The organism is Sphingomonas sp. RS6 (assembly GCF_054489705.1).
In genome coordinates this window covers 20,738-46,070 of record NZ_JBTMWM010000003.1, presented here as the reverse complement: position 1 = coordinate 46,070, position 25,333 = coordinate 20,738, and the positions used below count along the sequence as shown (strand labels likewise).

The following is a 25,333-nucleotide window of genomic DNA, read 5'->3' as shown; positions in this document are numbered from 1 at the left end:
GTTTCGGCATCGATTGCGAATGAGCATGTGCCGTCGGCACTGCGCATCGTGCTCGGTGTAACGGCCCTCGCTGCGCTGGTGGTGCCGACGCTGCTCGTCCGAAACGCGGCCTCGCCGACGCCGGCAAAGCGGCGACCGCCGATCGCAATCGCACAGCGTGTCGTGCCCAAGGAAGAATTGCCGCCGGTCGAGCCGGTGGCGATCGCCAGCCTTTCACCCGACGAAGCCCGCGCGTTCAATGCGGACATCCCATTCTCCACGGCACCCAATCCGGCCGCCCGGCCCTTCCGTCTGACCGGCAGCGCGCAGAGCCAGGCGCGTGCGATCGATTGCCTGGCGGCGGCGATCTATTACGAGGCGGGCGACGACGCCGTGGGCGAGCGTGCGGTGGCGCAGGTCGTGCTCAATCGCGTGCGCCACCCTGCCTTTCCGAAAACGGTTTGCGGCGTGGTGTTTCAGGGATCCGAACGGAGCACCGGCTGCCAGTTCACCTTCACCTGCGACGGCGCGATGCTGCGCTATTCGCCCAGCCCGGCTGCCTGGACCCGTGCCCTGTCGATCGCCCGGGCGGCGCTCGAAGGGTCGGTCTACCGGCAGGTCGGCCACGCGACACACTATCACACCGAATGGGTCGTGCCCTATTGGAGCGCCAGCCTCGACAAGATCACCGAGGTTCATACCCACCTTTTCTTCCGCTGGGCCGGCTGGTGGGGCACGCCACCGGCATTCGACCGTGGCTATATTGCGGACGAGCCCAATGTCGGGCTGATGGCGCGGCTATCGCCCGCCCACCAAGGCGAAGATGCGGAACCAACCGATCCGGCAAGCAACCTGCCCGGTGATCTCGACGCCCGGATCGCCGCGATTCCGGCGGGCGCCGTCCCGCAGCCGGTGGCCGGCGAAGCCAACGTGTTCCTGCTCGTACTGCCGAAAGGGATCGAATCGGAAAGCTTTCCCGCGCTCGCGATCAAGGCGTGCGGCGAGCGTCCCTACTGCAAGTTCATGGCGTGGAGCGACGCGGCGATGAAACCGGCGAGGCTGCCGCCGACAGGGGACCAGGCAGCGGCGATGGCATTCAGCTATCTTCGCGACGATAGCGTCGGCTATGCCAAGGCGCTGTGGAACTGCGAACGCTTCCAGCGTCCCACGGCCGTCCAGTGCATGCGCCGACAGGCCTATGTCGCGCCAACGCCCAGCCCGACGCCCTCGCCAACCACGTCTCCCGGAGCCCCCGAAGCGGCCGGGCCGCCGCAGCTCGGCGGCGTGCGACGGAAAACGCCCGCCGCCGCCGTCCCCGCCAAACCCGGCAATTAAGCCGCCCGGAACATCTCCGGCTCCAGCGCCATCACCGCATCGCCGCCCGCTTCGATCTTGCGGCGCAGGCCACTAGCATCGGTCAGAAAACGCTCGGCAAAGAAGCGAGCGGTGACCAGCTTGGCCTCTAGGAACTTCGCATCGCCGCTGCCGGCGGCGAGCGCATCCACCGCCGCCGATGCCATGCGCAGCCACATCAGCCCCAGCGCGACCGTGCCGGTGAGCTGCATATAGGGATAGGCACCGGCGCCGACATGGTTGGGGTTCTGAAAGCCGTTCGCCGCCAACCACATCGTCGCGCCCTGCAAATGGGCCAGCGCCTTTTCCAGCGCCTCGGCAAAGCCCTTCAGCTTTTCGTTGTGCTTCGCCACCGCGATTTCCTCGCCGGTCACGCGGAACAGCGCCTGGATCGCCCGGCCGCCCTGCATCGCCAGCTTTCGACCGACCAGGTCCATCGCCTGGACGCCATTGGTGCCTTCATAGATCATCGCGATCCGGGCATCGCGAACATACTGCTCCATGCCCCATTCGGCGATGTAGCCATGCCCGCCGTAAACCTGCTGGCAATCGGTCGCGACGCGGTAGCCGATATCGGTGCCGACGCCCTTGATCACCGGCGTCAGCAGCCCGACCAGATCGGCCGCGAGCTGGCGCTCCTCCTCGGTCGGCGCGGCATGTTCGAGATCGACCTGGAGCGCGCCCCACAGGCATAGCGCGCGCATGCCCTCGATCTGCGCCTTGGCCTCCATCAGCATGCGGCGCACATCGGGATGGACGAACAGCGTATCGGCCTTCTCGCCCGGCTCCTGCGGGCCGGTCAGCGCACGGCCCTGGCGGCGGTCGCCGGCATATTGAACCGCATTCTGCATCGCCACTTCGGCGATCCCCAGTCCCTGCAGGCCCACGCCCAGCCGCGCCGCGTTCATCATGATGAACATCGCGGCCAAGCCCTTCATCTCCTCGCCGACCAGCCAACCCTTCGCGCCGTCATAGTTCATCACGCAGGTCGAATTGGCGTGGATGCCCATCTTGTGCTCGATCGAGCCGCATGACACCGCGTTGCGCTCGCCCAGCGAGCCGTCGTCGTTGACGATGAACTTGGGTACGACGAACAGCGAAATGCCCTTGGTGCTGTCCGGCGCACCCGGCGTCTTGGCGAGCACCAGATGGATGATGTTGCTCGTCAGGTCGTGCTCGCCCGACGAGATGAAGATCTTGGTGCCGGTGATGCTGTACGATCCATCGGCATTGAGCTCCGCCTTGGTCTTGATGAGGCCGAGATCGGTGCCGCATTGCGGCTCGGTGAGGTTCATCGTGCCGCCCCATTCGCCCGACACCATCTTGGGGACATATTTGGCCTTCTGCTCGTCCGAGCCCTTGACCAGTAGCGCGGCGATCGCGCCGTGCGTCAGGCCCGGATACATGGCGAAGGCCATGTTGGCCGAGATCATATATTCCTGGAACGCGGTCGAGACGATGTGCGGCATCCCCTGCCCGCCAAATTCGCTCGGCGCGCTCAGCGTGCCCCAGCCGCTCTCGACGAACTTGGCATAGGCGTCCTTGAACCCGTCGGGCGTGGTGACGCTGCCGTCGTCGTGGCGCGTGCAGCCTTGCTGATCGCCGCTGTGGTTGATCGGGAACAGCACCTCGGCAACGAAGCGCCCGCCTTCGTCGAGCACGGCGTCGACCATGTCGGGGGTCGCATTCTCGAAACCGGGCAGATTGGTATAGCGGTCCAGCCCGATCACATGATCGAGGATGAAGCGCGTGTCGCGCACGGGCGGCGTATATTGCGGCATTCCAGGCTCCTCAGTGTTCGGAATCGCTGCTTTTTAGCAGTTCGACGAAATTGCTCAGTTCGACGATATGTGCGTCGATATCCTGTTTCTGATTTTCCAGCAGGCGGATGCGATCGAGGCAGCGCTCCAGCGTCACCTGCCGCTGGATGCGCCGGCCGTCGCCGACATCATAAAGGTCGATCATCTCGCGAATCTCGGCAAGGCTGAAGCCGACGCGTTTGCCGCGCAGGATCCAGGCCAGCCGCGCACGATCGCGGTGCGAGTAGATCCGCTGCGTGCCGCGCCGCTCGGGCGCGATCAGCCCCTCATCTTCGTAGAAGCGGAGCGCACGCGGCGTCACGCCAAATTCGGCGCACAGGTCGGAAATCGAGAAGGTGTCGCGATCGGGACGCGGTTCGATGGGCGCCAGGGCCTCAAGCGGATGGGCAGCAGCGGACATACCGCTTTTGTAGTTTACCTTTACGTGAACGTCAAGCGGATGAGGCTATTTTGGCGGCTTCGACTCGATCGACTTGGCACGGATCGCATCCTCCCGAAGCAGCCGTGCCCGGGTTTCGAGTTCGGCCGCTTCGGCGTCGCTGATTCCGTTCGCGCCATAACGATCTGCAAGCATATCGATCTGGTCGCGCTCGCGCCGCAATGCCCTCGCCTCGGCCCGGGTCAGCCGGCCGTTCGCACGCCCGGCATCGATTTCGCGATCGACCCCCGCAAGGTCGCGCCCGAGCGACGGACCCTGGCGCGACGTACCTATCGAAGCGGGCGTCGCGCCACCCCATATTTGCGCCGCAGCGGGCATCGCTGCGCCACATCCGATCGCAACGACCGCAGCCGCCAACACGCTCCGCATCTCCAGGCACCTCACGAGAGTCGACCAGCAGATCCGCACTCTACCTCATGACCGCGTTCGCGAGAAGAAGCCCGGCCGTGTGCACCTGACATCGGTTTTCGGCGACGTCCGTCATCAATCCTGGCAAAGCGCGCGGCCGCCGGGATCGCGCATTGCCCTCGCCTCGGCATCGGACTCGCTGAGACGTGATACTTGAAGCCCGGTGAACGACGCACGCCGCCGGCAGAATCGCGCACAGCCCGCTGGAAGCGCGCCGGGGAAGCGGATGCGTTCGCCGTCGAACCGCGCGGCGAAGGTACAGCCATCGTCCTCGCCGAGCACGATCCGCAGCGCATCGCCCGATCTGCTGACGGACCCGCGCGCGCTGCATCCGATGCCGTCGCCATAATCAACCACGGCGCCAATGCGATAAGCTTGCGCCTGTTTGACGATGCAGACCCGGTCGGTGTCGCGCGTGAAAAGCCCCGTGATCTGGCGGGCGGCCGGATCGCTGACCAAGCCCCGCGCGATTGCCGCCTGCTCAAGGTTAGGCGAGCGCGGCGGATCGCTGGGCTGGCGTCCCTGCCCGCACCCGCCAAGTGCCAGCACGGCCGCCAGCAACAGCCGCCGCTTCACGCGTCGCGCACCAGCGCTTCGCCCTCGATCCGACGGTAGAAGCAGCTGCGCGCGCCGGTGTGGCAAGCGGGACCGGTCGGCTCGACGCGCAGCCAGACGCAATCCTGATCGCAATCGATCCGCGCCTCGATCACCTTCAGCACGTTGCCGGAGCTTTCGCCCTTCTTCCACAGCCGTTGGCGGCTGCGCGACCAGAAGGTTGCTTCCCCGCTGTCGAGCGTCGCGGCAAGCGCCGCCGCGTTCATATGGGCGACCATCAGCAGCTCGCCGTTCATGTCAGTCGCCACCGCGGTGATCAGCCCGGTAGCGTCATATTTGGGATCGAGGACGGTGCCTGCTTCGCGTTCGTTGCTCACGCCCGACGCTCTAGCGCCCTTCGCCCGCACCGTCACCCCTGCCCGGGCGCCGCTAGTCCGCCGGCGCGGCGAACAGTGCCTTGAGATCCTTTTTCAGAATCTTGCCGTTCGCGTTGCGCGGCAGCGTCTCGGCCGAAAAGCGGATCGCCACCGGCACCTTGAACGCAGCGATCCGATCGCGCACGAATGCCTGCAACTCCGCCTCGGTAGCGGTGGTGCCCGGCGCCAGATGCACCACTGCCGCAGGCTCCTCGCCCAGCGTCCGGTGCGGGATGCCGATCAGTGCCGCATCGGTCACCGCCGGGTGAGCGTAGAGCACATCCTCGACTTCCGACGAATAGATGTTCTCGCCGCCGCGAATGATGATGTCCTTGGCGCGGTCGACGATGTAGAGGAAACCCTCTTCATCGAGCCGTGCCAGATCGCCGGTCCGCACCCAGCCGTCGCGAAAGGTCTCCGCCGTCGCCTCGGGCTTGTTCCAATAGCCCTTCACGATCATCGGCCCCTTGGCCCAGAGTTCGCCGACCTCCCCGATCGGCAGTTCGCGGCTGCCACCGACGTCCATGATCTTGAGCTCAGCGACGGGTACGGGCGGCCCTGCGCTGGTCGGCCGGGCGAGATAATCCTCGGCCGAGTGGCTGGTGACCGTCGCCATCGTTTCCGTCATGCCCCAGCCATTGCCGGGCAGCGCCCCGAATTCCTGGTAGATCCGCCGCACCAGTTCGGGCGCCGACGGCGCGCCGCCATAGGCAATACTCTCAAGGCTCGACAGGTCATAGTTGGCCCGCTCGGGATGCTCGAGCAGCTGCCAGGCGATCGTCGGCACGCCCCCGGTCAGGTTGACCTTTTCGCGCTCGATGATCGCCATTGCTTCCACCGGATCCCAGCGGCGCATGAACACGGTGGTGCCCCCGGCGGCGATCAGCGGCATCAGCGCCGCGCTGCACGCCGTGACATGGAACAGCGGGATGACGAGCAGGCCTACCTTGTACGGCGGCGTCGCCGGCGGCATTTCGCCACGCCGCAGCATCATCCGCGCCGAGGCATAGCCGCTGGTGAGGATGTTACTCATGATGTTGCGGTGCGTGCCGATCGCGCCCTTGGGGTTGCCGGTCGTTCCGCTGGTGTAGAACAGCGTCGCTTCGTCGTCGGGTGCGATCGCCACGGCGGGCAGGTCGATCGCGTCGAGCCCGGCCCAGTCGTTGCACGGCCCTAGGATCGAATCGAGCGTCGTCGCCACGCCCTCGACCGGACCGCAGGCGCGGCTGACCACCACGCGTTCCAGATCGGGCAGCGACGAATAGCAATCGCGCAGCCGCTCATGCCGTTCGCCATCGACGAACAGCAACGACGCGCCCGAATCCTTCAGGCCATATTCCAGTTCGGCGCCGGTCCACCATGCGTTCAGCGGCACGAGGATCGCGCCGATCCCGGTGGCCGCGAATAAGATCGTCACCCATTCCGGCAGGTTGCGCATGGCCAGCGCGACACGGTCACCCTTGCCCACGCCCTGCGCCTGCATCCAGCAGGCCAGGTGGCACACCGCGCGATACTGCGCCTCATAAGTAATCCTTTCGTCCTGATAGACGGAGAATGGCCGATCGCCATAATCGCGGACCATCCGTTGCAGCATTGCGGTGGAGGGCGGCGCATTCTTCCAGACCCGGGTCGGAATACCGTTTATATCGACGGCCTCCGTCTCGAAACGCGCACCGGGCGCGGTCAATGCGGCCTCCACGGCAGCGAGCGACATCCTGGGCCATTCGGGGGGCAGCGGCACGATCGGATCGAGAGTCAAGCGGGGTCTCTCCATGACTTTCTGAACATTGGGTTTGGCGCGACCACCAACCAGGCGTCACGTTAGTGTTGATTCGCGACGCGCTCAAGGCAATAGAAAGCGTGCGCACGACAGAAGGCGCTTTGCAGATGATTCGAATGAGAGGTATGCCAATCCTGATGCCCCACCGCGACCCGGAAGCGCTTGGTTTCGATACGACCCGCCTCGCGCGGATCGATGCTTTCGTGAAGGCGCGGTACCTCGACTCGGGGAAACTTCCGCACGCACAGCTGCTGCTCGCCCGCGACGGCCACATCGTCCATTTCTCGCATCAGGGCGCCGCGCGCGAGGGCGGCGCACCGGTGGATCAAACCACGCTGTTCCGCATCGCATCGATGACCAAGCCGATCACCAGCCTCGCGTTCATGATGCTGGTCGAGGAAGGGCTGGTCGCACTCGACACGCCGGTTCACCATGTCCTGCCCGAGCTCAAGGGGGTCGGCGTCTATGCCGGTGGGGGAAATGGCGAGCCTTTCGTCACTACCCCGACCGCGCAGCCGATGCGGATGGTGGACCTGCTGCGGCACACCGCCGGGCTCACCTATGGCTTTCAGGAGCGAACCCCGGTCGACGCAGCCTATCGCGCCGGGCGGATCGAGAACTGGCACGGGAACCTGACGCTCGACCAGTTCGTCGCGACGCTCGGCACGCTGCCGCTGGAATTCTCGCCGGGCGAGGCGTGGACCTATTCGGTCGCCACCGACGTGCTGGGCGCGGTGATCGAGCGGCTCTCGGGCATGACGCTCGACCGCTTCTTCGCCGAGCGCATCTTCGCGCCGCTCGGCATGCACGACACCTTCTTCCAGGTGCCCGCGGACAAGGTCCACCGCCTCGCCGATTGCTGGACGATGAAGGAAGGCGAAGGCCGGGTGCTCTACGATCGCGGCGAGGCTTCGGCCTGGTCGCGCTTCCCGCGGCTGCTCTCGGGCGGCGGCGGGCTGGTGTCCACCGCGCTCGACTATCACCGCTTCAACACGCTGATGCTAAACGGCGGCGCGCTGGACGGCGTACGGCTGGTTTCGCCCAAGACCGTGCAGCTGATGACGATCAACCACCTGCCCGGCGGCCGCGACCTCGCCAGCCTGTCGCGCGGGCTGTTCAACGAGACGACCAATGCCGGGGTCGGCTTCGGCCTGGGCTTCGCGATCAACCTCGATGTCGCCAAGACGATGATCCCCGGCTCGGTCGGCGAATTCTACTGGGGCGGCATGTTCTCCACCGCCTTCTTCGTCGATCCCGTCGAGCGGCTTTCGATGGTGTTCATGACGCAATTCTCGCCGTCGATGCTCTACCCGATCCGGCGCGAGCTGAAGACGCTGATCTATTCGGCGCTCACCCGATGAGCGCCCCTCACCCCCTCCCGGCCCCGGCCGGAACTGCGAACTAGGAGTTCGAACGCATGTCCGTGATTACCACCAGCCGTCAGGGCCCTGTCCTGATCATCACCTCCGACAATCCGCCGGTGAACGCGCTCGGCGCGGCGGTGCGGCAGGGGCTGCAGGCCGGCATCGAGGAAGCCAAAGGTGACGACACCATCAAGGCGGTCGTCATCATCTGCGCCGGCAAGACCTTCTTTGCGGGCGCCGACATCACCGAGTTCGGCAAGGCGATGGCCGAGCCTTCGCTGCCGGTACTGGTCGACCAGATCGAGGCGCTCGACAAGCCGGTGATCGCCGCCGTCCACGGCACCGCGCTCGGCGGCGGGTGCGAGGTGGCGCTGGCCTCGCACTATCGCATCGCCGTGCCGTCGGCGAAGTTCGGCCTTCCCGAAGTGAAGCTGGGCATCCTGCCGGGCGCGGGCGGCACCCAGCGGATGCCGCGCGTCGCGGGCCTCGAGGTGGCGCTGGAGATGGCGACCAAGGGCGATCCGATCTCGGCCACCCAAGCCAAGGAAGCCGGGCTCGTCGACCGCCTCGCGGGTGAGGACAGCCTGCTCGCCGATGCCGTCGCCTTCGCGAACGAGGTGATCGGCAAGCCGGTCTCGCGCTCCAGCGAACGCCCCGTAACGGTCGATCCCGCTGTTTTCCAGGCATTCCGCGCTGCTAATGCAAAGCGTTTTCGCGGGCTCGACGCGCCGAACACGATCATCGACATCATCGAACAGACCGCCGGCAAGCCCTATGCCGAGGGGGTGCAGGCCGAGCGCATGGGCTTCATGAAGCTGATCATGGGCCAGCAATCGGCCGCGCTGCGCCACATCTTCTTCGCCGAGCGCAAGGCCGCCAAGATCGACGGCATCGCCGACGATATCCAGCTGCGCGACATTCGCCGCGTCGGCGTGATCGGCGCCGGCACGATGGGCGGCGGGATCAGCATGAACTTCCTCTCGGCCGGCGTGCCGGTGACCATCGTCGAGATGGCGCAGGACGCGCTCGATCGCGGCACCGGGGTGATGCGCAAGAACTATGAGGCGACCGCCGCCAAGGGGCGCATGACTGCCGAGCAGGTCGAGAAGGCGATGGGCCTGCTGAAGCCCACGCTCAACTTCGACGATCTCGCCGAATGCGACCTGATCATCGAGGCCGTCTATGAGAGCATGGACGTGAAGAAGGACGTGTTCGGCCGGCTCGACAAGATCGCCAAGCCCGGCGCGATCCTCGCTTCCAACACCAGCTATCTCAACATCGACGAGATCGCCGCCGTCACCAGCCGTCCGCAGGACGTGGTGGGGCTGCACTTCTTCTCGCCGGCCAACGTCATGAAACTGCTCGAGATCGTCCGCGGCGCCAAGACCGCCGACGACGTGCTGGCGACGGCGATGGCGCTCGCCAAGAAGATCAAGAAGGTCGCGGTGATCGCGGGCGTCTGCTATGGCTTTATCGGCAACCGGATGCTGATGCCGCGCCAGGTGGAAGCCACCAAGATGCTGCTCGAAGGCGCGACACCCGAGCAGATCGACAAGGTCCATGTCGCCTTCGGCATGCCGATGGGGCCGTTCCAGATGGCCGACTTGGCCGGCGTCGACATCGGCTGGCACCGCGATCCCAACCGCATCGAGAATATCCGCGACGCGCTCGCCGCCGAAGGCCGCTGGGGCCAGAAGAAGGGCGCCGGCTTCTACGACTATGACGAGAAGCGCCAGCCTTCGAACAGCCCGCGCGTCGCCGAGCTGATCGAGGAATGGCGCGGCAAGCTGAACGTGCCCAGCCACGAGATCACCGAGGAGGAGATCGTCGTCCGCACGCTCTACACCATGGTCAACGAAGGCGCGCTGATCCTGGCGGAAGGCATGGCCCAGCGGGCGAGCGATATCGATGTAGTGTGGGTCTATGGCTATGGCTGGCCGCCGTATCGGGGCGGGCCGATGTTCTGGGCCGACACCGAGGGCCTGAAGAAGATCGTCGAGGGCCTGGAGAAATACGGCTTCGAGGTCGCCCCGCTGCTCCGCGAGAAGGCGGAGAAGGGCGAGAAGTTCAACCGGTGATGCTCCACGCTCCCTCTCCCCTTGGGAGAGGGAGGGAGGCGCGCAGCGCCGGAAGGGTGAGGGTGAGCGGGATAATCGGCTAAGATGGCCACCCTCACCCTCCCGCCGCCTGACGGCGGGACATACACGCCTTCCCGTGCCGGGGAGGAACTCGGGAGAGGATGATGACGCAGGATCTGGAAACCTTCCGCACCGAAACCCGCGCCTGGCTGGAGGCGAACTGCCCAGCATCGATGCGCGAGCCGATCCGGTCCGAGAAGGACATCGTCTGGGGCGGGCGCAACCCCGACTGGGCGCATCCCGACCAGAAGCTCTGGATGGACCGGATGGCCGCGCGCGGCTGGACGGTGCCCGACTGGCCCACGCAATATGGCGGCGGCGGGCTCTCCCCGGCCGAAGCCAAGATCCTGCGCGAAGAGATGAAGCGGATGGGAGCGCGCACGCCGCTCAACAGCTTCGGCATTTCGATGCTCGGGCCGGCGCTGCTCAAATACGGCACCGAGGAACAGAAGCTGGAGCACCTGCCCAGGATCGCCCGCGGCGAGATTCGCTGGTGCCAGGGCTATTCGGAACCCAATGCCGGCTCCGATCTAGCCGGATTGCAGACCTGGGCCGAGGATGCCGGCGACCATTACATCGTCAACGGCCAGAAGGTGTGGACCAGCTATGCCGACAAGGCCGACTGGATCTTCTGCCTGGTCCGCACCAGCAAGGAGGCGAAGCAGGGCGGAATCAGCTTCCTGCTGTTCGACATGGCCTCGCCGGGCGTCTCGACCAAGCCGATCCTGCTGATTTCCGGCTATTCGCCGTTCTGCGAAACCTTCTTCGACAATGTGCGCGTGCCCAAGGCGCAGCGCGTGCACGAGGAGAACAAGGGCTGGGACGTCGCCAAATATCTGCTCGGCCATGAGCGCGAGATGATCTCGGGCATGGGGCTCGACCGCACCGGCGGCAATCCGCTGATCGAAGGCGCGATCGCGACGATCGGGCTCGACGACCAGGGCCGGCTCGCCGATCCGATGCTGCGTGCCCAGATCGCGTTGTTCGAAGTGCGGATGCGCGCCTTCTCGGCGATGTCCGAGCGCTTCCTGGATGAACTCAAGGCCGGCCGCGCCCATCCCGCCCAGCCCAGCATGATGAAATATGTCGGCACCGAGCTGAACAAGCAGCGCCACGAACTGATCATGGCCGCAGGCGGATCGGATGCGCTGGAGTGGGAGAGCAGCGCCTCGGCCAAGGGGGCCACGCCGCGCGCCTGGCTGCGTACCAAGGCCAATTCGATCGAGGGCGGGACGAGCGAGATCCAGCTCAACATCGTCGCCAAGCGGATCCTGGAACTGCCGGCCTGAAAAGCCCTCTCCCCACCGGGGAGAGGGTTGGAAGAGGGGCAGTCCACAGTCACAAACGGGCCGGTGCGAGAGACTGCCCCTCTCCCCGGCTCTCTCCCCGCAGGGGGAGAGGGAGGAATGGAACCATGCCGCTCTACCTCAACGACGAACAGACGATGCTCCGCGACACCGCGCGGGCGTTCGTCGCCGAACACGCCCCGGTTCGCCATCTCCGCGCCCTGCGCGATGCCCAGGACCCCACCGGCTTCAGCCGTGACCTCTGGAAGCAGTTCGCCGAAATGGGCCTTACCGGCATCCTGATCCCGGAAGCATCCGGCGGCCTGGGCCTCGGCCATGTCGAGGCAGGCGTGGTGCTGGAGGAGATCGGCCGCAACCTCACCCCCTCCCCCTTCCTCTCCACCGCCGTCGCCGCGGTCGAGGCGCTGAAGGGCACAGGCCATGCCGAGCGCTGGTTCCCCGGTATCGCCGCGGGCGAAGCGGTGATCGCCATCGCGCATGACGAGAAGCCCAAATTCGGCCGCGCGATCGCCCTCAAGGCCGAGCGCGCCGGCAACGGCTTCCGCCTGACGGGCACCAAGCGCTTCGCCCACCACGCCCATGCCGCCGACCTGATCCTGGTGAGCGCCCGCACCGGCGGCAGCAATACGGACCGGGAAGGCATCACCCTGTTCGCGATCGATCCCAAGGCAGCCGGGCTCGACCTGCGCCCCGAGCGTCTGGCCGATTCCAGCATCGCCGCGCACGCCAGCTTCGACGGCGTCGAAGTCACCGCCGATGCGGTGGTGGGAGAGATCGACGCCGGAGCCGATCCGCTCGGCCGGCTGCTGCGCGCGGCGGGGGCCGGTGCCTCGGCGGAATTGCTCGGCCTCGGTGCAGGTGCCAGCGACATGACGCTCGGCTATCTCAAGGAGCGCAAGCAGTTCGGCACGTTGATCGGCAGCTTCCAGGCGCTCCAGCATCGCGCGGCGCACCTCTACAGCGAACTGGAAATCGCCCGCGCCGCCACGCTCAAGGCCCAGCAGCTGCTCGACGCGGGCGAACCCGCGGATGAGGCGGTGGCCGTGGCCAAGGCGATGACCGGGCTTGCCACCACGCTGGCGGTGCAGGAGGGTATCCAGATGCATGGCGGCATCGGCATGACGGACGAGTACGACATCGGCTTCTACATGAAGCGGGCGCGCGTGCTGGCCGAGATGTTCGGCGATTCGAACTATCACGCCAATGCGCTGGCGGAAGCGGCGGGATATTGATGGAAGAAGAAAAGTCCCCTGAGGCGCTTGTCGCGGGCCTCATCGCCCTGCTCGACGTCGAGACGCTCGACACCGACCTGTATCGCGGCGCACGCCAACCGGGCGGCGTAGGGCGCGTGTTTGGCGGGCAGGTGATCGCGCAGGCGCTGCAGGCCGCGCAGCGTTCGATCGACGACGCCAAGGTCGCCCATTCGCTCCATGCCTATTTCATGCGGGCGGGCGACGAGAATCATCCGATCCTCTACCGCGTGGTGCGCGATTTCGAAGGGCGCAGCTTTGCCAATCGCCGCGTGATCGCGATGCAGAAGGGCAAGCCGATCCTCAACATGGCGGCATCCTTCCACCTTCCCGAGGAAGGGCTGCACCATCAGGATGCGATGCCAGAGGTGCCGCCGCCCGAAGAGCTCCGTTCCGAAGCCGCGCTGCGCGAGGAAATCCGCGACCAAATCCCGGAGAAGTTCAAGCGCTTCTTCCTCCGCGCCCGGCCGATCGAAATCCGCCCGGTCAACCCGCGCAACTGGTTTCAGCCCGAGCCCCGCGAACCGCGGCAATATAGCTGGTTCCGCGTCGTCGCGCCCTTGCCCGACGAAGCCGCGCTGCACCGCGCGATGCTCGCTTATGCCAGCGACATGACCCTGCTCGGCACCTGCATGCTCCCGCACGGCGTCAGCTGGATGACCGGGCAGGTGCAGACCGCCAGCCTCGATCATGCGCTGTGGCTTCACGAGCCGTTCCGCTTCGACGAATGGCTGCTCTACGCCACCGACAGTCCCTGGGCCGGCCATGCGCGCGGGTTCAATCGCGGCAGCATCTATGCCCGGGATGGGCGTCTCGTCGCGAGCATGACGCAGGAGGGGCTGATCCGATCGGCCCGGCCCCGGCGCGATCCATAAACGCTTGGTCGCACGCATTTTCGATTGATTAACTTTTTTGCTTGCAGCCTGCCGTTTCGCGTCGGAAATGAGCCGGGCGGGCTTGGGGTTGTTGGTTGATGCGTCGCTTGATTGGGTGGTTGCTGGCAGCTTCCGTCGCTGCGCTCACCGCGTTGCCCGCCCGCGCACAAACGCTCGAACAGGCAGTTCTCGATCGCATCAACGCGATCCGTGCCGATCCGCACCGCTATGCCGACGAACTGCGCGACTATCGACGCTATTTTCGCGGCAGGCTGCTGTTGTTGCCGGGCGACGACGCCGGTGTGATCACGCGTGAAGGCACGTCGGCGGTCGACGAAGCCATCGACTTTCTCGAGCGACAGGCGCCGCTGCCGCCGCTCGATCCTGGCGCGTTGCTGGCCCGCGCCGCAAAGGATTATGCGCTCGATCAGGGCGCGCTCGGCGCCAATGGTCATGTCGATCGCCACGGTGCGGGCCCGGGCGAGCGGGTGCGGCGGATTGGCGGCGGCATCTTCGTCGGTGAGGGCATCGCCTATGGCGCCGACGATCCCGATGCGGTGGTTCGCCAGTTGATCATCGATGACGGCGTGCCGGGGCGCGGCCACCGCGCATTGCTGTTCGATGCCAATTTCCGCTTTGTCGGGATCGGCTGCGGCCCGCATCGGCGGCTGGCTTATCTGTGCGTCCTCGATCTCAGCGGCACCAGCGACGGCACCGCATCCTTGCCACAGTTCGCCAGCACGCGCTGAGGGCGCCCGCTCACTTTCGCCCGAACAGCTTTTCAATGTCGCCATGCGCCAGCTTCACCCAGGTGGGCCGGCCATGATTGCACTGGCCCGAATGTGGCGTGACTTCCATTTCGCGGAGCAGCGCGTTCATCTCCGCGACCGAAAGGATGCGGCCGGCCCGCACCGAACCGTGGCACGCCATCGTCGAGGCGACATGATCGAGCCGCTCGCGCAGCGACAGCGCATCGTCGAAGCTGGCCAATTCGTCGGCCAGGTCGGTCACCAGCCCCTGCACGTCGGCGGTCCCCAGTACAGCGGGCACCGCGCGCACCAGCATCGCCCGCGGGCCGAACCGTTCAAGCTCGAGCCCCAGCGCCTTGAGTTCGTCGAGCCGCGCCTCCAGCCGGTCGCAGGCGGGTTCATCCAGTTCGATCACCTCGGCGAGCAGCAGCGCCTGGCTGGGCACCGCGCCGCCCGCCATGGCCCGCCGCATCCGCTCCAGCACCAGTCGCTCATGCGCGGCATGCTGGTCGACCAGCACCAGCCCGTCCTGCGCCTCGGCGACGATATAGGTCTTGGCCACCTGACCGCGCGCGACGCCCAGCGGAAAGTCGGTGACAAGCGGCGCCTCGTGCCGGGCCGGCTCCGCGCGCGCCTGTGGCGGTGGTGAGAAGAAGGTTCCGGCATCGCGAACCGCGCCGGAATAATGCCTGAACCCTTCGCCCGCGGAGGTGGGATCGGGGTGGGGCGGCATCTCAGCAAGGCCAAGCTGCGCCGTGGAATCCCTCCACCCCATCCTGTCCGCGGGGGCGGAGCGGCCGGGACCGGCTGAACCCGCCTGCCAAAGCCCGACCGCCGCGCCGCTCGGCCGCTGCACGCTGCGATGCCCGGCGGCATCCAGCGCTCGCCGCAGCCCGCTGACGATCAATCCGCGCGCCAGCGCTGGATCGCGGAACCGCACCTCGGTCTTGGCAGGATGAACGTTCACGTCGACAAGCTCGGGCGGCACGTCGAGGAAGAGCGCGACCACCGGGTGGCGGTCGCGCGCCAGCATCTCGGCATAGGCGCCGCGCACCGCGCCGACCAGCAGGCGATCCTTCACCGGTCGGCCGTTGACGAACAGATATTGGTGGTCCGCCACGCCGCGGTTGAACGTCGGCAGGCTGGCGACGCCGCCAAGCACCATGCCTTCGCGCTCGAAATCGATCGCGACACTGTTTTCGTGAAGCGCACGATCGGTCAGCGCAGCAACGCGCTCCGGCCGCCCCTCGCCGCCCTGCACGCCGAGCACGCGCCGCCCGTCATGTTCGACCGAAAAGGCGATGTCAGGCCGCGCCATCGCCAGCCGCTTCACCACGTCCAGGCTCGCGGCATATTCCGCCCGGGTCGATCGCAGGAACTTACGTCGCGCCGGGACACGCGCGAACAGCGCCTCCACGCGGACGCGGGTGCCGGGCGGCAGCGCCGCCGGCCCCTCTGCAACCCTGGCGCCATTGTCGACGCAAAGCGACCAGCCGTCCTCGCCCCGTACGCGGCTTTCGAGCGTGAGGCGCGCGACGCTCGCGATCGAGGGTAGCGCTTCGCCGCGAAAACCCAACGTCGCGACGTGCTCGATATCGTCGTCGGGCAGTTTGGACGTCGCATGTCGCTCAAGCGCAAGCGCCATGTCCGCTGGCGCCATGCCGCATCCGTCGTCGATCACCTCGATCAGTTCGACGCCGCCCCCCGCCAATCTCACGGCGATCCGTGTCGCCTTTGCGTCGATCGCGTTTTCGACAAGTTCCTTGAGCGCACTTGCGGGGCGCTCGACCACCTCTCCGGCGGCAATGCGATTGACGAGATGTTCTGGCAGGCGGCGTATTGACATGGCCATCGCTGTAGCCCAAGCGACGGCCTCCCGCGACCCGCATCCGCATGACACCAGGCCGGATTTTCGTCCGTCCCGGAAGGGTTTCGGTCTAAACTTTGTGCGAACAGCCGGACGGGGCCATTCTCCGCCCGGCAGGGACGGATCAATACATGGCTTTCTCGCGCTTTTTCAAATTCATGTCCCACGACATGGCGATCGATCTGGGCACCGCCAACACTGTCGTCTACCTGCGCGGGCGCGGCGTCGTGCTCAACGAACCGTCGGTGGTGGCGGTCGAGACGCTGAACGGCGTGAAGAAGGTCAAGGCGGTCGGCGACGACGCCAAGCTGATGATGGGCAAGACGCCGGGGTCGATCGAGGCGATTCGTCCGCTGCGTGACGGCGTGATCGCGGACATCGACGTCGCCGAAGAGATGATCAAGCACTTCATCCGCAAGGTGCACGGGCAGCGCCGCTTCATGCGCTGGCCGGAAATTGTGATCTGCGTCCCCTCGGGTTCCACCTCGGTCGAGCGCCGCGCGATCCGCGATGCCGCGTCGAACGCCGGCGCCAGCCAGGTCTGGCTGATCGAGGAGCCGATGGCCGCTGCGATCGGCGCCGACATGCCGGTGACCGAGCCGATCGGTTCGATGGTGGTCGATATCGGCGGCGGCACCACCGAAGTCGCGGTGCTCAGCCTGCGTGGCCTCGCCTATTCCACCTCTGTCCGCGTCGGCGGCGACAAGATGGACGAGTCGATCGTTTCCTATGTTCGCCGCAACCACAATCTGCTGATCGGGGAAGCCACGGCCGAACGGATCAAGCAGGAAGTCGGCGTCGCCAAGCCGCCGGTCGACGGTATCGGCAAGACGATCCACATCAAGGGTCGCGATCTGGTGAACGGCGTGCCCAAGGAAATCCAGATCAACCAGGGCCAGATCGCCGAGGCACTGTCCGAACCGGTCAACACGATCGTCGAAGGCGTTCGGATCGCGCTGGAAAACACGGCGCCCGAACTGGCCGCCGACATCGTCGATCAGGGCATCGTCCTCACCGGCGGCGGCGCGCTGCTCCAGGGGCTGGACGAAGTGCTGCGCGACGAGACCGGCCTGCCGGTGACGGTGGCCGAAGACCCGCTGACCTGCGTTGCGCTCGGCACCGGCCGCGCGCTTGAAGATCCGATCTTTCGCGGCGTTCTCATCCAGGTCTAGTCGGGAGCAGGGGCGATGGCGCCGCCACGGAATCGGCGCCCGGGATTTTCGCGACGGGCGCAATATGGACTGTTCCTGAGCTACGTGGCGGCGGGCAGCGGATTGCTGCTCGCCGTCGTGCTGCTGTTGCTGTCCCGCTTCGATCCGCCGCTGTTCGCGGCGATGACCCGCGCGACCGCCGAGGTCACCACGCCGGTATCGTCGGCGCTTGACTGGGCGCGACGCGGCGTCGGCAGCATTCCCGAGGGGATTGGCAGTTATTTCGGCGTGCGCAGCGAGAATGCCCGGCTCAAGCAGCAACTGGCGGCACAACGGGCGGCGATCGAGCGCGCATTGACGCTCGATCGCGAGAACCAACGGCTGCGCGCCATGCTGAAGCTGCGCGACATCACGCCCGAGACAATCGTGATCGCGCGGCTGGTCAATTCGTCGGCATCGAGCACGCGCCGCTATGCGACGCTCAACGCGGGCAGTTGGCAAGGCGTGCAGCAGGGCCAGCCGGTCCGCGAGGCCGCCGGACTGATCGGCCAGGTGATCGAGGTGGGACCGAACACCGCGCGCGTGCTGCTCATCACCGATCCCGAAAGCACCGTTCCCGTGCGCCGCGTGCGTGACGGTATGCCCGCAATCGCCGCCGGCCGCGGTGATGGCACGCTCGATGTCCGGTCGGCCAGCGTCGCCAACATGGTGTTCGCGCCTGGCGACCGGCTGGTCACCTCCGGCGCCGGCGGCATCTTTCCGCCGAACATCCCGGTCGCCACTGTTACGCGCATCGGGCGCGACGTTGCCTTCGCCCAGCCCAATGCCCATCCCGACACACCCGATTTCGCGATGGTGCAGAAGATTTTCCTGCCCGAACCGCCGACGCCTGCGCCCTTCCCCACCGCAACCGTCGCGCCCCGCGCGACTGAGTGATGGCGATCGATCGGCCCAGGCTCGGCGCCACGCCATCGCGACCCCGCGCCGCGTGGCTGGCGCCGGTGTCGATCATGCTGGGATCGCTCGTGACGATCATTCCGGTGATCGCGACGATTCCGGTGTTGCCGCCGTTCGGCCTGTTGATGCTCCTTGGCTGGCGCCTGCGTCGCCCGGACGCGCTCAAGGTCTGGGCGGCGATCCCGCTCGGCTTTTTCGACGATCTGCTCGGCGGCCAGCCGCTGGGATCGGCGATGCTGCTCTGGACGACATGCATGCTGGTGACGGACGTGCTAGAGACTCGCCTTGTGTGGCGTGATTTCTGGCAGGACTGGCTGATCGCAAGTGGCGCTATCGGCTTTTCGCTGATCGGCGGACGATTGCTGGCGTCGCCGATCAGCGCCGATGTCGATACGGCGATGCTCTTCCAGATCGCGGCGACGATCATGCTGTTCCCGCTCGCGTCGCGGCTTTGCGCCGCGCTGGACCGCGATCGGCGGCCGGCATGAAGATGGTCCGCATCACCGAAGCGACGCAGGCATACAGCTTCTCCCGGCGCGCCGTGCTGCTGGGGGCGGCGCAGGGTGCGGTGGGGCTGGTGCTCGCCGGGCGGATGGCGTGGCTGTCGGTGCTCGAGAATGAGCGGTACAAGCTGCTGGCCGAGAGCAACCGCGTCAACATGACGCTGATCCCACCGCGGCGCGGCTGGCTGATCGATCGGCGCGGCAAGCCGCTGGCCAGCAACCGCACCGATTTTCGCGTCGACCTGATCCCCGACCGGATCGAGGATAAGGACAAGCTGCTCGCGACGCTCTCCCGGATTCTTCAGCTGACGCCGGAAGACCTCGATCGCATCGAAACCGATCTCAAGCGGGCCGCCGGTTTCCAGCCGGTGCAGGTGGCCGAAAATCTCGATTGGGATCGCTATGCCGCAGTGCTGGTGCGCCAGTCTGAACTCCCCGGCGTCGCGCCGACCCGGGGTTTCGCACGGACCTATCCGCTGGGCGCCGCAGTCGGCCATCTGATCGGCTATGTCGGCAGCGCATCGGCCGAACAGTATAAGAAGGAAAAGGACCCGCTGCTCGTCACCCCCGGCTTCAAGCTGGGCAAGGACGGCCTGGAAAAGACGCTGGAGCCCCGGCTGCGTGGCAAGCCCGGCGCGAAACGGGTCGAGGTGACCGCGCGCGGCAAGCCGGTACGCGAGCTCGAGACGCGTGCCGACCAGCCCGGCGAGAATATCCGGCTGACGATCGACAGCGGGCTTCAGGAATATGCCGCCCGGCGCCTCGGCACCAATTCGGGCTCGGCCGTGGTGATCGACGTGGCGAGCGGCGACATCCTCGCCTTTGTCTCGATGCCGTCCTACGATCCCAACAGCTTCTCCGACGGCATCAGCCAGAGCGAATGGAAGATGCTGTCGGAAGACGATCATGTGCCCTTGATGAACAAGGTGCTGCAGGGGCTCTATCCGCCGGGATCGACCGTCAAGCCGATGAACGGCCTCGCACTGATGGCGGCGGGCGTCGATCCGACCGCGCGGGTGACGTGCTCGGGCGCGCTTCGCGTCGGCAACGGCGTGTTCCATTGCCACAAGCGCGGCGGCCACGGGCCGATCGACCTCAAGAACGCCATCATGCAGAGCTGCGACATCTATTTCTACGAAATGGTGCGCCGCGTCGGCTATGATGCGATCGCGCCGATGGCGCGGATGCTGGGTCTGGGCCAGAAGTTCGACATGCCGTTCACCACCCAGCGCTACGGCACGGTGCCCGACAGCGAATGGAAGCTGAACAAATATCACCGTCCCTGGACGGTCGCGGATTCGCTCAATGCGTCGATCGGCCAGGGCTATGTGCTTGCCAATCCGCTGCAGCTGGCGGTGATGGCAAGCCGGCTGGGATCGGGCAGGATTCTCACGCCGCGGCTGCTCTCCGGTCGTCAGACGGCGTCGGCGCCGATGCCGGTCAGCGAGGAGAGCCTCGCCGTCATCCGCGAGGCGATGTACGGCGTCGTCAATGGCGGCGGTACCGGCGGCGCGGCGCGAATGTACGTGCCCGGCGTTGCGCTCGCGGCCAAGACCGGTACGGCACAGGTACGCCGGATCACGATGGCGGAACGGCGCACCGGCGTGCTCAAGAATGCCGCCCTGCCCTTCAAGCTGCGCGACCACGCGCTGTTCGTGTGCTTCGCCCCGGCTGACAATCCCAAATACGCCGCCGCGATCGTGCTGGAGCATAATGGCCACACCGTGCGCAATCTCGACACGCCGATGATCGGCCGGGACATCATGACCTATCTGTTCGATCGCGATCTCGCGATGAAGACGCTGGCGGAGGTCGAACCGACCTGGGGCGGCGACTATACCACCCGCCTCGCCGAGCAGGCCCGCGCGTTCAAGGCAGCGCAGGATGCGCCCCCGCCCCCCGCTCCCGAGGATGCCGAGGAAGCGGCGAGCTCGCTCGTATCCGACGCGGCGAACGCGACAACCGACACCACCCGCCGCAACATCGCCCCTGTCGGCAGCGCGGACGGCGACTGATGGCAAAGCCCGGCGACGGCATCGTTCCCAACCAGGTCGCACAACTGCCGTGGCGCGTCCTGTTCCTGGTCTGCGCGATCGGCGGCTTCGGCCTCATCGTGCTGTATTCCGCGGCGAGCGGCAACATTCGCCCCTGGGCGCTGAACCAGGGGACAAAGTTCTTCATCTTCCTTGCTGGCGCGGTGGTGATGTCTCGCCTGCCCGAGCGTTTCTGGGCGAACACCGCGTTTCCAATCTATGGGCTGCTGGTGCTGGCGCTGATCGGTGTGGAGCTTCTCGGCAAGGTCGCGGGGGGCAGCCAGCGATGGATCAGCCTTGGCGGCTTCCAGTTCCAGCCATCGGAGCTGATGAAGCCGATGATCGTGCTGGCGCTGGCCCGCTTCTATGAGATGCTGCCGGCGAGCGAGATTCGCAAGTTCGTGGCGATCTGGCCCGCAGGGGTTCTGATCGGCATTCCGGCGCTGCTGGTGATGCTCCAGCCCGATCTCGGCACCGGCCTGATGATCACCGGCTGCGGCGTCATCGTGATGTTCCTGGCAGGGGTTCCGTTGCGACTGTTCATCGCAGGTGCGCTGGCAATGGCGGTGGCAGCGCCGCTGGCCGTCAACTTCGTGCTGCACGATTATCAGCGCAACCGCGTGATGATCTTCCTCGATCCAGAGCGCGATCCGCTCGGCACCGGCTATCACATCACCCAGTCGAAGATCGCGATCGGATCGGGCGGCATCTTCGGCAAGGGCTTTCTGAACGGCACCCAGAGCCACCTCGACTATCTGCCTGAGGGGCAGACCGACTTCGCGCTCGCGACGATGATGGAGGAATGGGGGCTTGCTGGCGGCGTCATGCTGATTGTCGCGTTCGGCGCGCTGATCTGGTGGGCGGTCGGCGTCGGCATGCGCGCGAAGACTCGGTTCGCCCGGCTCACCGCGGCGGGCCTGTCGGGCACGATCTTCCTCTATGTCTCGATCAACATGGCGATGGTGATGGGCCTGGCGCCGGTGGTCGGCGTGCCGCTGCCGCTGATCAGCTTCGGTGGCACCGCGGTCATGACCTTCATGATCTGCCTCGGAATCTTGATGTCGATCGACCGCGAGAACCGCCGACAGCAGCGCTGGTGATTTTTTTGAATTTGGGGGTTTACAACCCGCGAGAACCGAGGGTATTGGCGCGCCTCCGATACGGGGCACCGACACCAACGGCGCCGCGAATCACCGGAACGGACGCATAGCTCAGTTGGTAGAGCAGCTGACTCTTAATCAGCGGGTCCTAGGTTCGAGCCCTAGTGCGTCCACCATTTTTCTTCCTTCATAATCAAGAGTTTACGTCGAGGCCGGCGACAAGCTTGAGCCGCGGACGGCTCTCACTGTGACCATTTTTGTGACCTGAGCTTTCCAGCTTTTCCGGGCAGTTAGACTTTTTCGTGTCTGTGACCGGATTAATCAGCGGGTCTGTGCCCGGCAAAATCAGCTGGTCGGCATAGGGCTGGAGATGCTTCACCGACATGTGCGCATAACGCCGCACCATCGACTCCGATTTCCATCCCCCCAGCTCCTGAAGCACCCAGGTGGGCACATCATTCTGCCGGAGCCAGGTCGCCCAGGTGTGCCGCAGATCGTGCCAGCGGAAATCCTCGATCCCGCAGGCCTTCAAAGCCGCACGCCAGGTCCGCGTATTCGCATTGGCAAGGCGCTTGCCCCGAAATGTGAACACATGAACCGGATGCTTGCCCTTCTGCCGTCGTAACACGCCAAGAGCCGCCTTGTTCAGGGGAACGCCGAGCGCTTCCCCGTTCTTGGTCTCGCCATATCCGATCGTGACGATGCGCCGGGTCATATCGACCTGATCCCATCGCAGATGGAGTATGTTGCCCTGACGCAGGCCGGTCGACAAAGCGAACAGCACCACCTCGCGCTGGTGTTCAGGAAGCCGACCCATGAGCTCGGCGGCCTGATCGTGGGTGAGAAACCGCACCCTGACCCGGCCACTGCGCGCATAGGTCTTGAACGCCGGCACATGCGCGATCCATTCCCATTCCCGCATCGCCTTCCGGAAGATCGCGCGGATAAGCGCGACATAGAGATCCTTGGTGCGATCGCTCTTGCGGGCGAAATGGCGCGATATGAGCCGGTCGATCATGTCCCTGCTCACCTGATCCAATGTCTTGCCACGCAGATGCCTGGTGAACCACCGGATCCGGCTCACATCGTCCCGGTAGGACTTCTTGTGTGCCTTCTCCTTCAGCCACCGCAAAGCCGCCTCGTCCCAGGTCCGTTTCGGCTTCTGCTTCAGCTTGGCAAGGTCCCACAGCTCGGCCTTCAGCTTGTCGTGAAATTCGAGCGCCTTCAGCCTGTCGGTCGTTCCAGTAGAGCGTCTAATGAGCGTTCCGTCAGGTGCTGTGAGCTTGACGTAGTATTTTCCTGCACGTTTCCAGAGTGCCATAATGCCTCCTTTCGTTGGGCACCTGACTGCATTCGTGCAGGCGCAGAGTAGCCCGAGCGAATCCACGCGACAAGTTCGCCTTCCAGAAAGCGCCACTGGCGCCCGACGCGGGCCGCCGGAATGCGCCCCTCGGCCAGCAGATTGCGGATGGTGTTGGGGTGCACCTTGAGCAGCGCTGCCGCTTCCCGGATGGTCAGAACGCGCTCGGCTCCCTCGCCCATGGTCAGACCTGCAGCACCAGTTGCGCGGTCATGCCTTCGGCGTCGGGGAACAGCATGGCGCTGAGCGGACAGAAGGGATCGTCGATCCGCACCCGCCAATATTCACGGGGAGGCTCGGTGCGCGACAGGCGCTCACAGGCATCGCCGATATGCTGCCAGCCCAGCATGACCCGGAACGCCGGAGCGTTGTCGCTGACCCTATTGTCATTGGGCATCAGACGGATCGCGCGCTGGATCGACAGGGTGTTGATCTCCCCTTCCCATCCGCCCTGCTTCGAGCGCCGGAAGCGACCGATCGTCCGCTTGCGGGTCATGTCCGCTCCTCCATGTCCTTGCGCGCCTTGGCAAAGGCGCGATCGCTGGCGAGAAAGCTGTCGATCATGGCGGGAACGAGGTCCGCCACTTCGGCCTTGTCGCAGTAGGTTCGGTTGTAGATCGTCGCATAGTCGCCGAGCGCATGGGCGAGATCGGGCGTAATCGTGATGGCCAGTTTGACCGGTGTCCGGTCGGGCAGTTTGGCGAGCTTGAGCATCGCGGCTCTCCTTATTTAGCGAGCGCCCGCCCATGGCCGCAGCACGATGTCCTTGTGGACAATCACGCGCAGCGGCCATCCGGGACGGACGGTGATGGTGGGCTGGATATTGAGGTTCTTCGAGACGATCTGTTGACCCGCCTGATTGGCGGATTGCTGGGTCGATTGCCGGATCGCGCGGACAAGATCGCTCTCGTCATTGCCGAGCGTGAGTTCAGTCCCGACGCCCAGCAGCGTCGAAAGCGCGACGCCCTTGAGCAATTGCCAGCTATGGAAGTCGACTTTGTCGGCAAGCCCCGCATAACCCGCGCTGTCGGTGGCGGGCAGATTGTCGATCTGAACCGAACTGCCATCGGGCAGGATGATCCGTTGCCAGACCAGCAAGGCGCGCCGCTGTCCGAAGGCCACAACGCTGTCATAGCTGCCGATCAGCCGCGCGCCTTGCGGAATGAGCAGGATACGCCCGGTCACGGTGTCAAAGACCGGCTCGGTTACTTGCGCCACCACCATACCCGGAAGATCGGAATTGAGCCCCGTTAACAGGCTGGCGGCGATGACGCTGCCCGCCATCAGCTGATAGGGCGATGCCGGAGTTTGGAGCGCGTGGGTATTGATGGTGCCGTCCACCGCCTGACTCCCGACAAAGTCGAGCTTGCGCTGCTGGTTGTTCTGGTCCCGCTCCGGATCGAGCGCGAGACGCCCCGCCTGCTCGCTCTGGCCTGGCGTTGCGCTGCCTGTGGGCGTGCTGTCCGCACCTCTGACCGGCGCCGCTGCACCCCGCCCAGACGACTGGACCATGACGCCTGCTTCGCGGGCCTGCGCCGCCTGGGCAGCGATCCGCTGACGCTCAGCCTGGGCGGCCTGCGCCTCCATGGTCATAGCCGGCGGCATGGCGTCCGGTTCGGTCACCGGATCGATGCCGAGACCGCGCTGGTGCTCGAGGATCGGCCGACCAAGATCGCCGGGCAGCGGATCGCCCAGCACCGGAACACCCGGTGGCAGCTCGCCATAGGTTCCCGGCAGATTGGCGACGGCAGCGGCGGGCGTGCGCCGGTCCGCGACAGCCTTCTCATCACCGGTGGCGACCACCTGCAACGTCTTCGGCCCCAGCGCCATCCAGGCGACACCGGCGATGGCGAGCGAAGCACAAGCGGCTCAGCCGATGATCACACCACGCCGGAACCGGACGACGCGCCGGGGTGCGGCGCGCAGGAC

The 25,333-nt window shown here is 66.0% G+C and carries 24 protein-coding genes and 1 tRNA gene; 13 read left to right on the top strand and 12 right to left on the bottom strand.

Annotated elements, in window-relative coordinates; genetic code table 11:
- The first annotated feature begins 48 nt into the window (after positions 1-48).
- Positions 49-1,314 carry a cell wall hydrolase gene (locus ACX40Y_RS07430; protein ID WP_459118919.1) on the top strand — a complete coding sequence of 422 codons (1,266 nt, stop codon included), beginning with the start codon at positions 49-51 and terminating at the stop codon, positions 1,312-1,314.
- Here the strand turns inward: ACX40Y_RS07430 and ACX40Y_RS07425 are convergent.
- From ACX40Y_RS07425 to ACX40Y_RS07400, 6 genes are all read right to left on the bottom strand, one after another.
- The gene (locus tag ACX40Y_RS07425; protein WP_459118918.1) at positions 1,311-3,113 is read right to left on the bottom strand and encodes an acyl-CoA dehydrogenase C-terminal domain-containing protein; all 1,803 of its coding nucleotides are present in this window, start codon (positions 3,111-3,113) and stop codon (positions 1,311-1,313) included. The genes ACX40Y_RS07430 and ACX40Y_RS07425 overlap by 4 nt on opposite strands.
- Before the next feature lie 10 nt (positions 3,114-3,123).
- A complete protein-coding gene (locus tag ACX40Y_RS07420) occupies positions 3,124-3,552 on the bottom strand; it encodes a MerR family transcriptional regulator (RefSeq protein ID WP_459118917.1) in 429 nt (142 codons plus the stop codon).
- A gap of 45 nt (positions 3,553-3,597) precedes the next feature.
- Positions 3,598-3,909: a hypothetical protein gene (locus tag ACX40Y_RS07415; protein WP_459118916.1), complete on the bottom strand. Its 312-nt coding sequence runs from the start codon at positions 3,907-3,909 to the stop codon at positions 3,598-3,600.
- A 165-nt stretch (positions 3,910-4,074) separates the two neighbouring features.
- Positions 4,075-4,575, bottom strand: coding sequence for a hypothetical protein (locus ACX40Y_RS07410; RefSeq protein ID WP_459118915.1), 501 nt, complete (start codon positions 4,573-4,575; stop codon positions 4,075-4,077).
- On the bottom strand, positions 4,572-4,931 hold the full coding sequence (gene hisI, locus ACX40Y_RS07405) for a phosphoribosyl-AMP cyclohydrolase (protein WP_459118914.1): 360 nt from the start codon (positions 4,929-4,931) through the stop codon (positions 4,572-4,574). Before hisI ends, ACX40Y_RS07410 begins: the two co-directional genes overlap by 4 nt.
- A gap of 52 nt (positions 4,932-4,983) precedes the next feature.
- Positions 4,984-6,684, bottom strand: coding sequence for a class I adenylate-forming enzyme family protein (locus ACX40Y_RS07400; protein WP_459119234.1), 1,701 nt, complete (start codon positions 6,682-6,684; stop codon positions 4,984-4,986).
- Positions 6,685-6,887: 203 nt separating this feature from the next.
- Here ACX40Y_RS07400 and ACX40Y_RS07395 point away from each other — a divergent pair, with 203 nt between their 5' ends.
- The 6 genes from ACX40Y_RS07395 (at position 6,888) to ACX40Y_RS07370 (ending at position 14,433) form a co-directional block, all read left to right on the top strand.
- On the top strand, positions 6,888-8,111 hold the full coding sequence (locus tag ACX40Y_RS07395) for a serine hydrolase domain-containing protein (RefSeq protein ID WP_459118913.1): 1,224 nt from the start codon (positions 6,888-6,890) through the stop codon (positions 8,109-8,111).
- 56 nt (positions 8,112-8,167) lie between these two features.
- Complete coding sequence (locus tag ACX40Y_RS07390) at positions 8,168-10,192, top strand: 3-hydroxyacyl-CoA dehydrogenase NAD-binding domain-containing protein (protein ID WP_459118912.1); 2,025 nt, start codon at positions 8,168-8,170, stop codon at positions 10,190-10,192.
- A 164-nt stretch (positions 10,193-10,356) separates the two neighbouring features.
- Positions 10,357-11,541 carry an acyl-CoA dehydrogenase family protein gene (locus ACX40Y_RS07385; RefSeq protein WP_459118911.1) on the top strand — a complete coding sequence of 395 codons (1,185 nt, stop codon included), beginning with the start codon at positions 10,357-10,359 and terminating at the stop codon, positions 11,539-11,541.
- A gap of 125 nt (positions 11,542-11,666) precedes the next feature.
- Positions 11,667-12,791 carry an acyl-CoA dehydrogenase family protein gene (locus tag ACX40Y_RS07380; RefSeq protein ID WP_459118910.1) on the top strand — a complete coding sequence of 375 codons (1,125 nt, stop codon included), beginning with the start codon at positions 11,667-11,669 and terminating at the stop codon, positions 12,789-12,791.
- Positions 12,791-13,684, top strand: a complete 894-nt coding sequence (locus ACX40Y_RS07375; RefSeq protein ID WP_459118909.1) for an acyl-CoA thioesterase — start codon at positions 12,791-12,793, stop codon at positions 13,682-13,684. Before ACX40Y_RS07380 ends, ACX40Y_RS07375 begins: the two co-directional genes overlap by 1 nt.
- A gap of 119 nt (positions 13,685-13,803) precedes the next feature.
- On the top strand, positions 13,804-14,433 hold the full coding sequence (locus tag ACX40Y_RS07370; protein WP_459118908.1) for a CAP domain-containing protein: 630 nt from the start codon (positions 13,804-13,806) through the stop codon (positions 14,431-14,433).
- Between the two features lie 10 nt (positions 14,434-14,443).
- Here ACX40Y_RS07370 and mutL read toward each other — a convergent pair whose 3' ends face one another.
- The gene (gene mutL / locus ACX40Y_RS07365) at positions 14,444-16,279 is read right to left on the bottom strand and encodes a DNA mismatch repair endonuclease MutL (protein ID WP_459118907.1); all 1,836 of its coding nucleotides are present in this window, start codon (positions 16,277-16,279) and stop codon (positions 14,444-14,446) included.
- Positions 16,280-16,431: 152 nt separating this feature from the next.
- Between mutL and ACX40Y_RS07360 the strand changes: the two genes are divergently transcribed.
- From ACX40Y_RS07360 to ACX40Y_RS07335, 6 genes are all read left to right on the top strand, one after another.
- Positions 16,432-17,472 carry a rod shape-determining protein gene (locus tag ACX40Y_RS07360; protein WP_459118906.1) on the top strand — a complete coding sequence of 347 codons (1,041 nt, stop codon included), beginning with the start codon at positions 16,432-16,434 and terminating at the stop codon, positions 17,470-17,472.
- Positions 17,473-17,487: 15 nt separating this feature from the next.
- Positions 17,488-18,387, top strand: a complete 900-nt coding sequence (mreC, locus tag ACX40Y_RS07355; protein WP_459118905.1) for a rod shape-determining protein MreC — start codon at positions 17,488-17,490, stop codon at positions 18,385-18,387.
- Positions 18,387-18,896 (top strand): rod shape-determining protein MreD, encoded by a 510-nt coding sequence (mreD, locus tag ACX40Y_RS07350; RefSeq protein WP_459118904.1) that lies wholly within the window; start codon positions 18,387-18,389, stop codon positions 18,894-18,896. The genes mreC and mreD overlap by 1 nt, the downstream gene beginning before the upstream one ends.
- A 2-nt stretch (positions 18,897-18,898) precedes the next feature.
- Positions 18,899-20,926, top strand: coding sequence for a penicillin-binding protein 2 (gene mrdA / locus ACX40Y_RS07345; RefSeq protein WP_459119233.1), 2,028 nt, complete (start codon positions 18,899-18,901; stop codon positions 20,924-20,926).
- Positions 20,926-22,044 carry a rod shape-determining protein RodA gene (rodA, locus tag ACX40Y_RS07340; protein ID WP_459118903.1) on the top strand — a complete coding sequence of 373 codons (1,119 nt, stop codon included), beginning with the start codon at positions 20,926-20,928 and terminating at the stop codon, positions 22,042-22,044. Before mrdA ends, rodA begins: the two co-directional genes overlap by 1 nt.
- A gap of 100 nt (positions 22,045-22,144) precedes the next feature.
- Positions 22,145-22,220, top strand: a tRNA-Lys gene (locus ACX40Y_RS07335).
- 17 nt (positions 22,221-22,237) lie between these two features.
- On the opposite strand, the gene ACX40Y_RS07330 is transcribed toward ACX40Y_RS07335, so the two are convergent.
- The 5 genes from ACX40Y_RS07330 to ACX40Y_RS07310 are packed head-to-tail and all read right to left on the bottom strand — an operon-like array spanning position 22,238 to position 25,234.
- Positions 22,238-23,365: a tyrosine-type recombinase/integrase gene (locus tag ACX40Y_RS07330; RefSeq protein WP_459118902.1), complete on the bottom strand. Its 1,128-nt coding sequence runs from the start codon at positions 23,363-23,365 to the stop codon at positions 22,238-22,240.
- Positions 23,269-23,586 carry a helix-turn-helix domain-containing protein gene (locus ACX40Y_RS07325; protein ID WP_037470181.1) on the bottom strand — a complete coding sequence of 106 codons (318 nt, stop codon included), beginning with the start codon at positions 23,584-23,586 and terminating at the stop codon, positions 23,269-23,271. The genes ACX40Y_RS07330 and ACX40Y_RS07325 overlap by 97 nt, the downstream gene beginning before the upstream one ends.
- A 2-nt stretch (positions 23,587-23,588) precedes the next feature.
- On the bottom strand, positions 23,589-23,900 hold the full coding sequence (locus ACX40Y_RS07320; RefSeq protein WP_459118901.1) for a DUF736 domain-containing protein: 312 nt from the start codon (positions 23,898-23,900) through the stop codon (positions 23,589-23,591).
- A complete protein-coding gene (locus ACX40Y_RS07315; RefSeq protein WP_459118900.1) occupies positions 23,897-24,118 on the bottom strand; it encodes a DUF2274 domain-containing protein in 222 nt (73 codons plus the stop codon). The genes ACX40Y_RS07320 and ACX40Y_RS07315 overlap by 4 nt, the downstream gene beginning before the upstream one ends.
- A gap of 15 nt (positions 24,119-24,133) precedes the next feature.
- Entirely contained in the window at positions 24,134-25,234 is a 1,101-nt protein-coding gene (locus tag ACX40Y_RS07310; protein ID WP_459118899.1) for a TraB/TrbI/VirB10 family type IV secretion system protein, read from the bottom strand.
- Positions 25,235-25,333 lie beyond the last annotated feature (99 nt).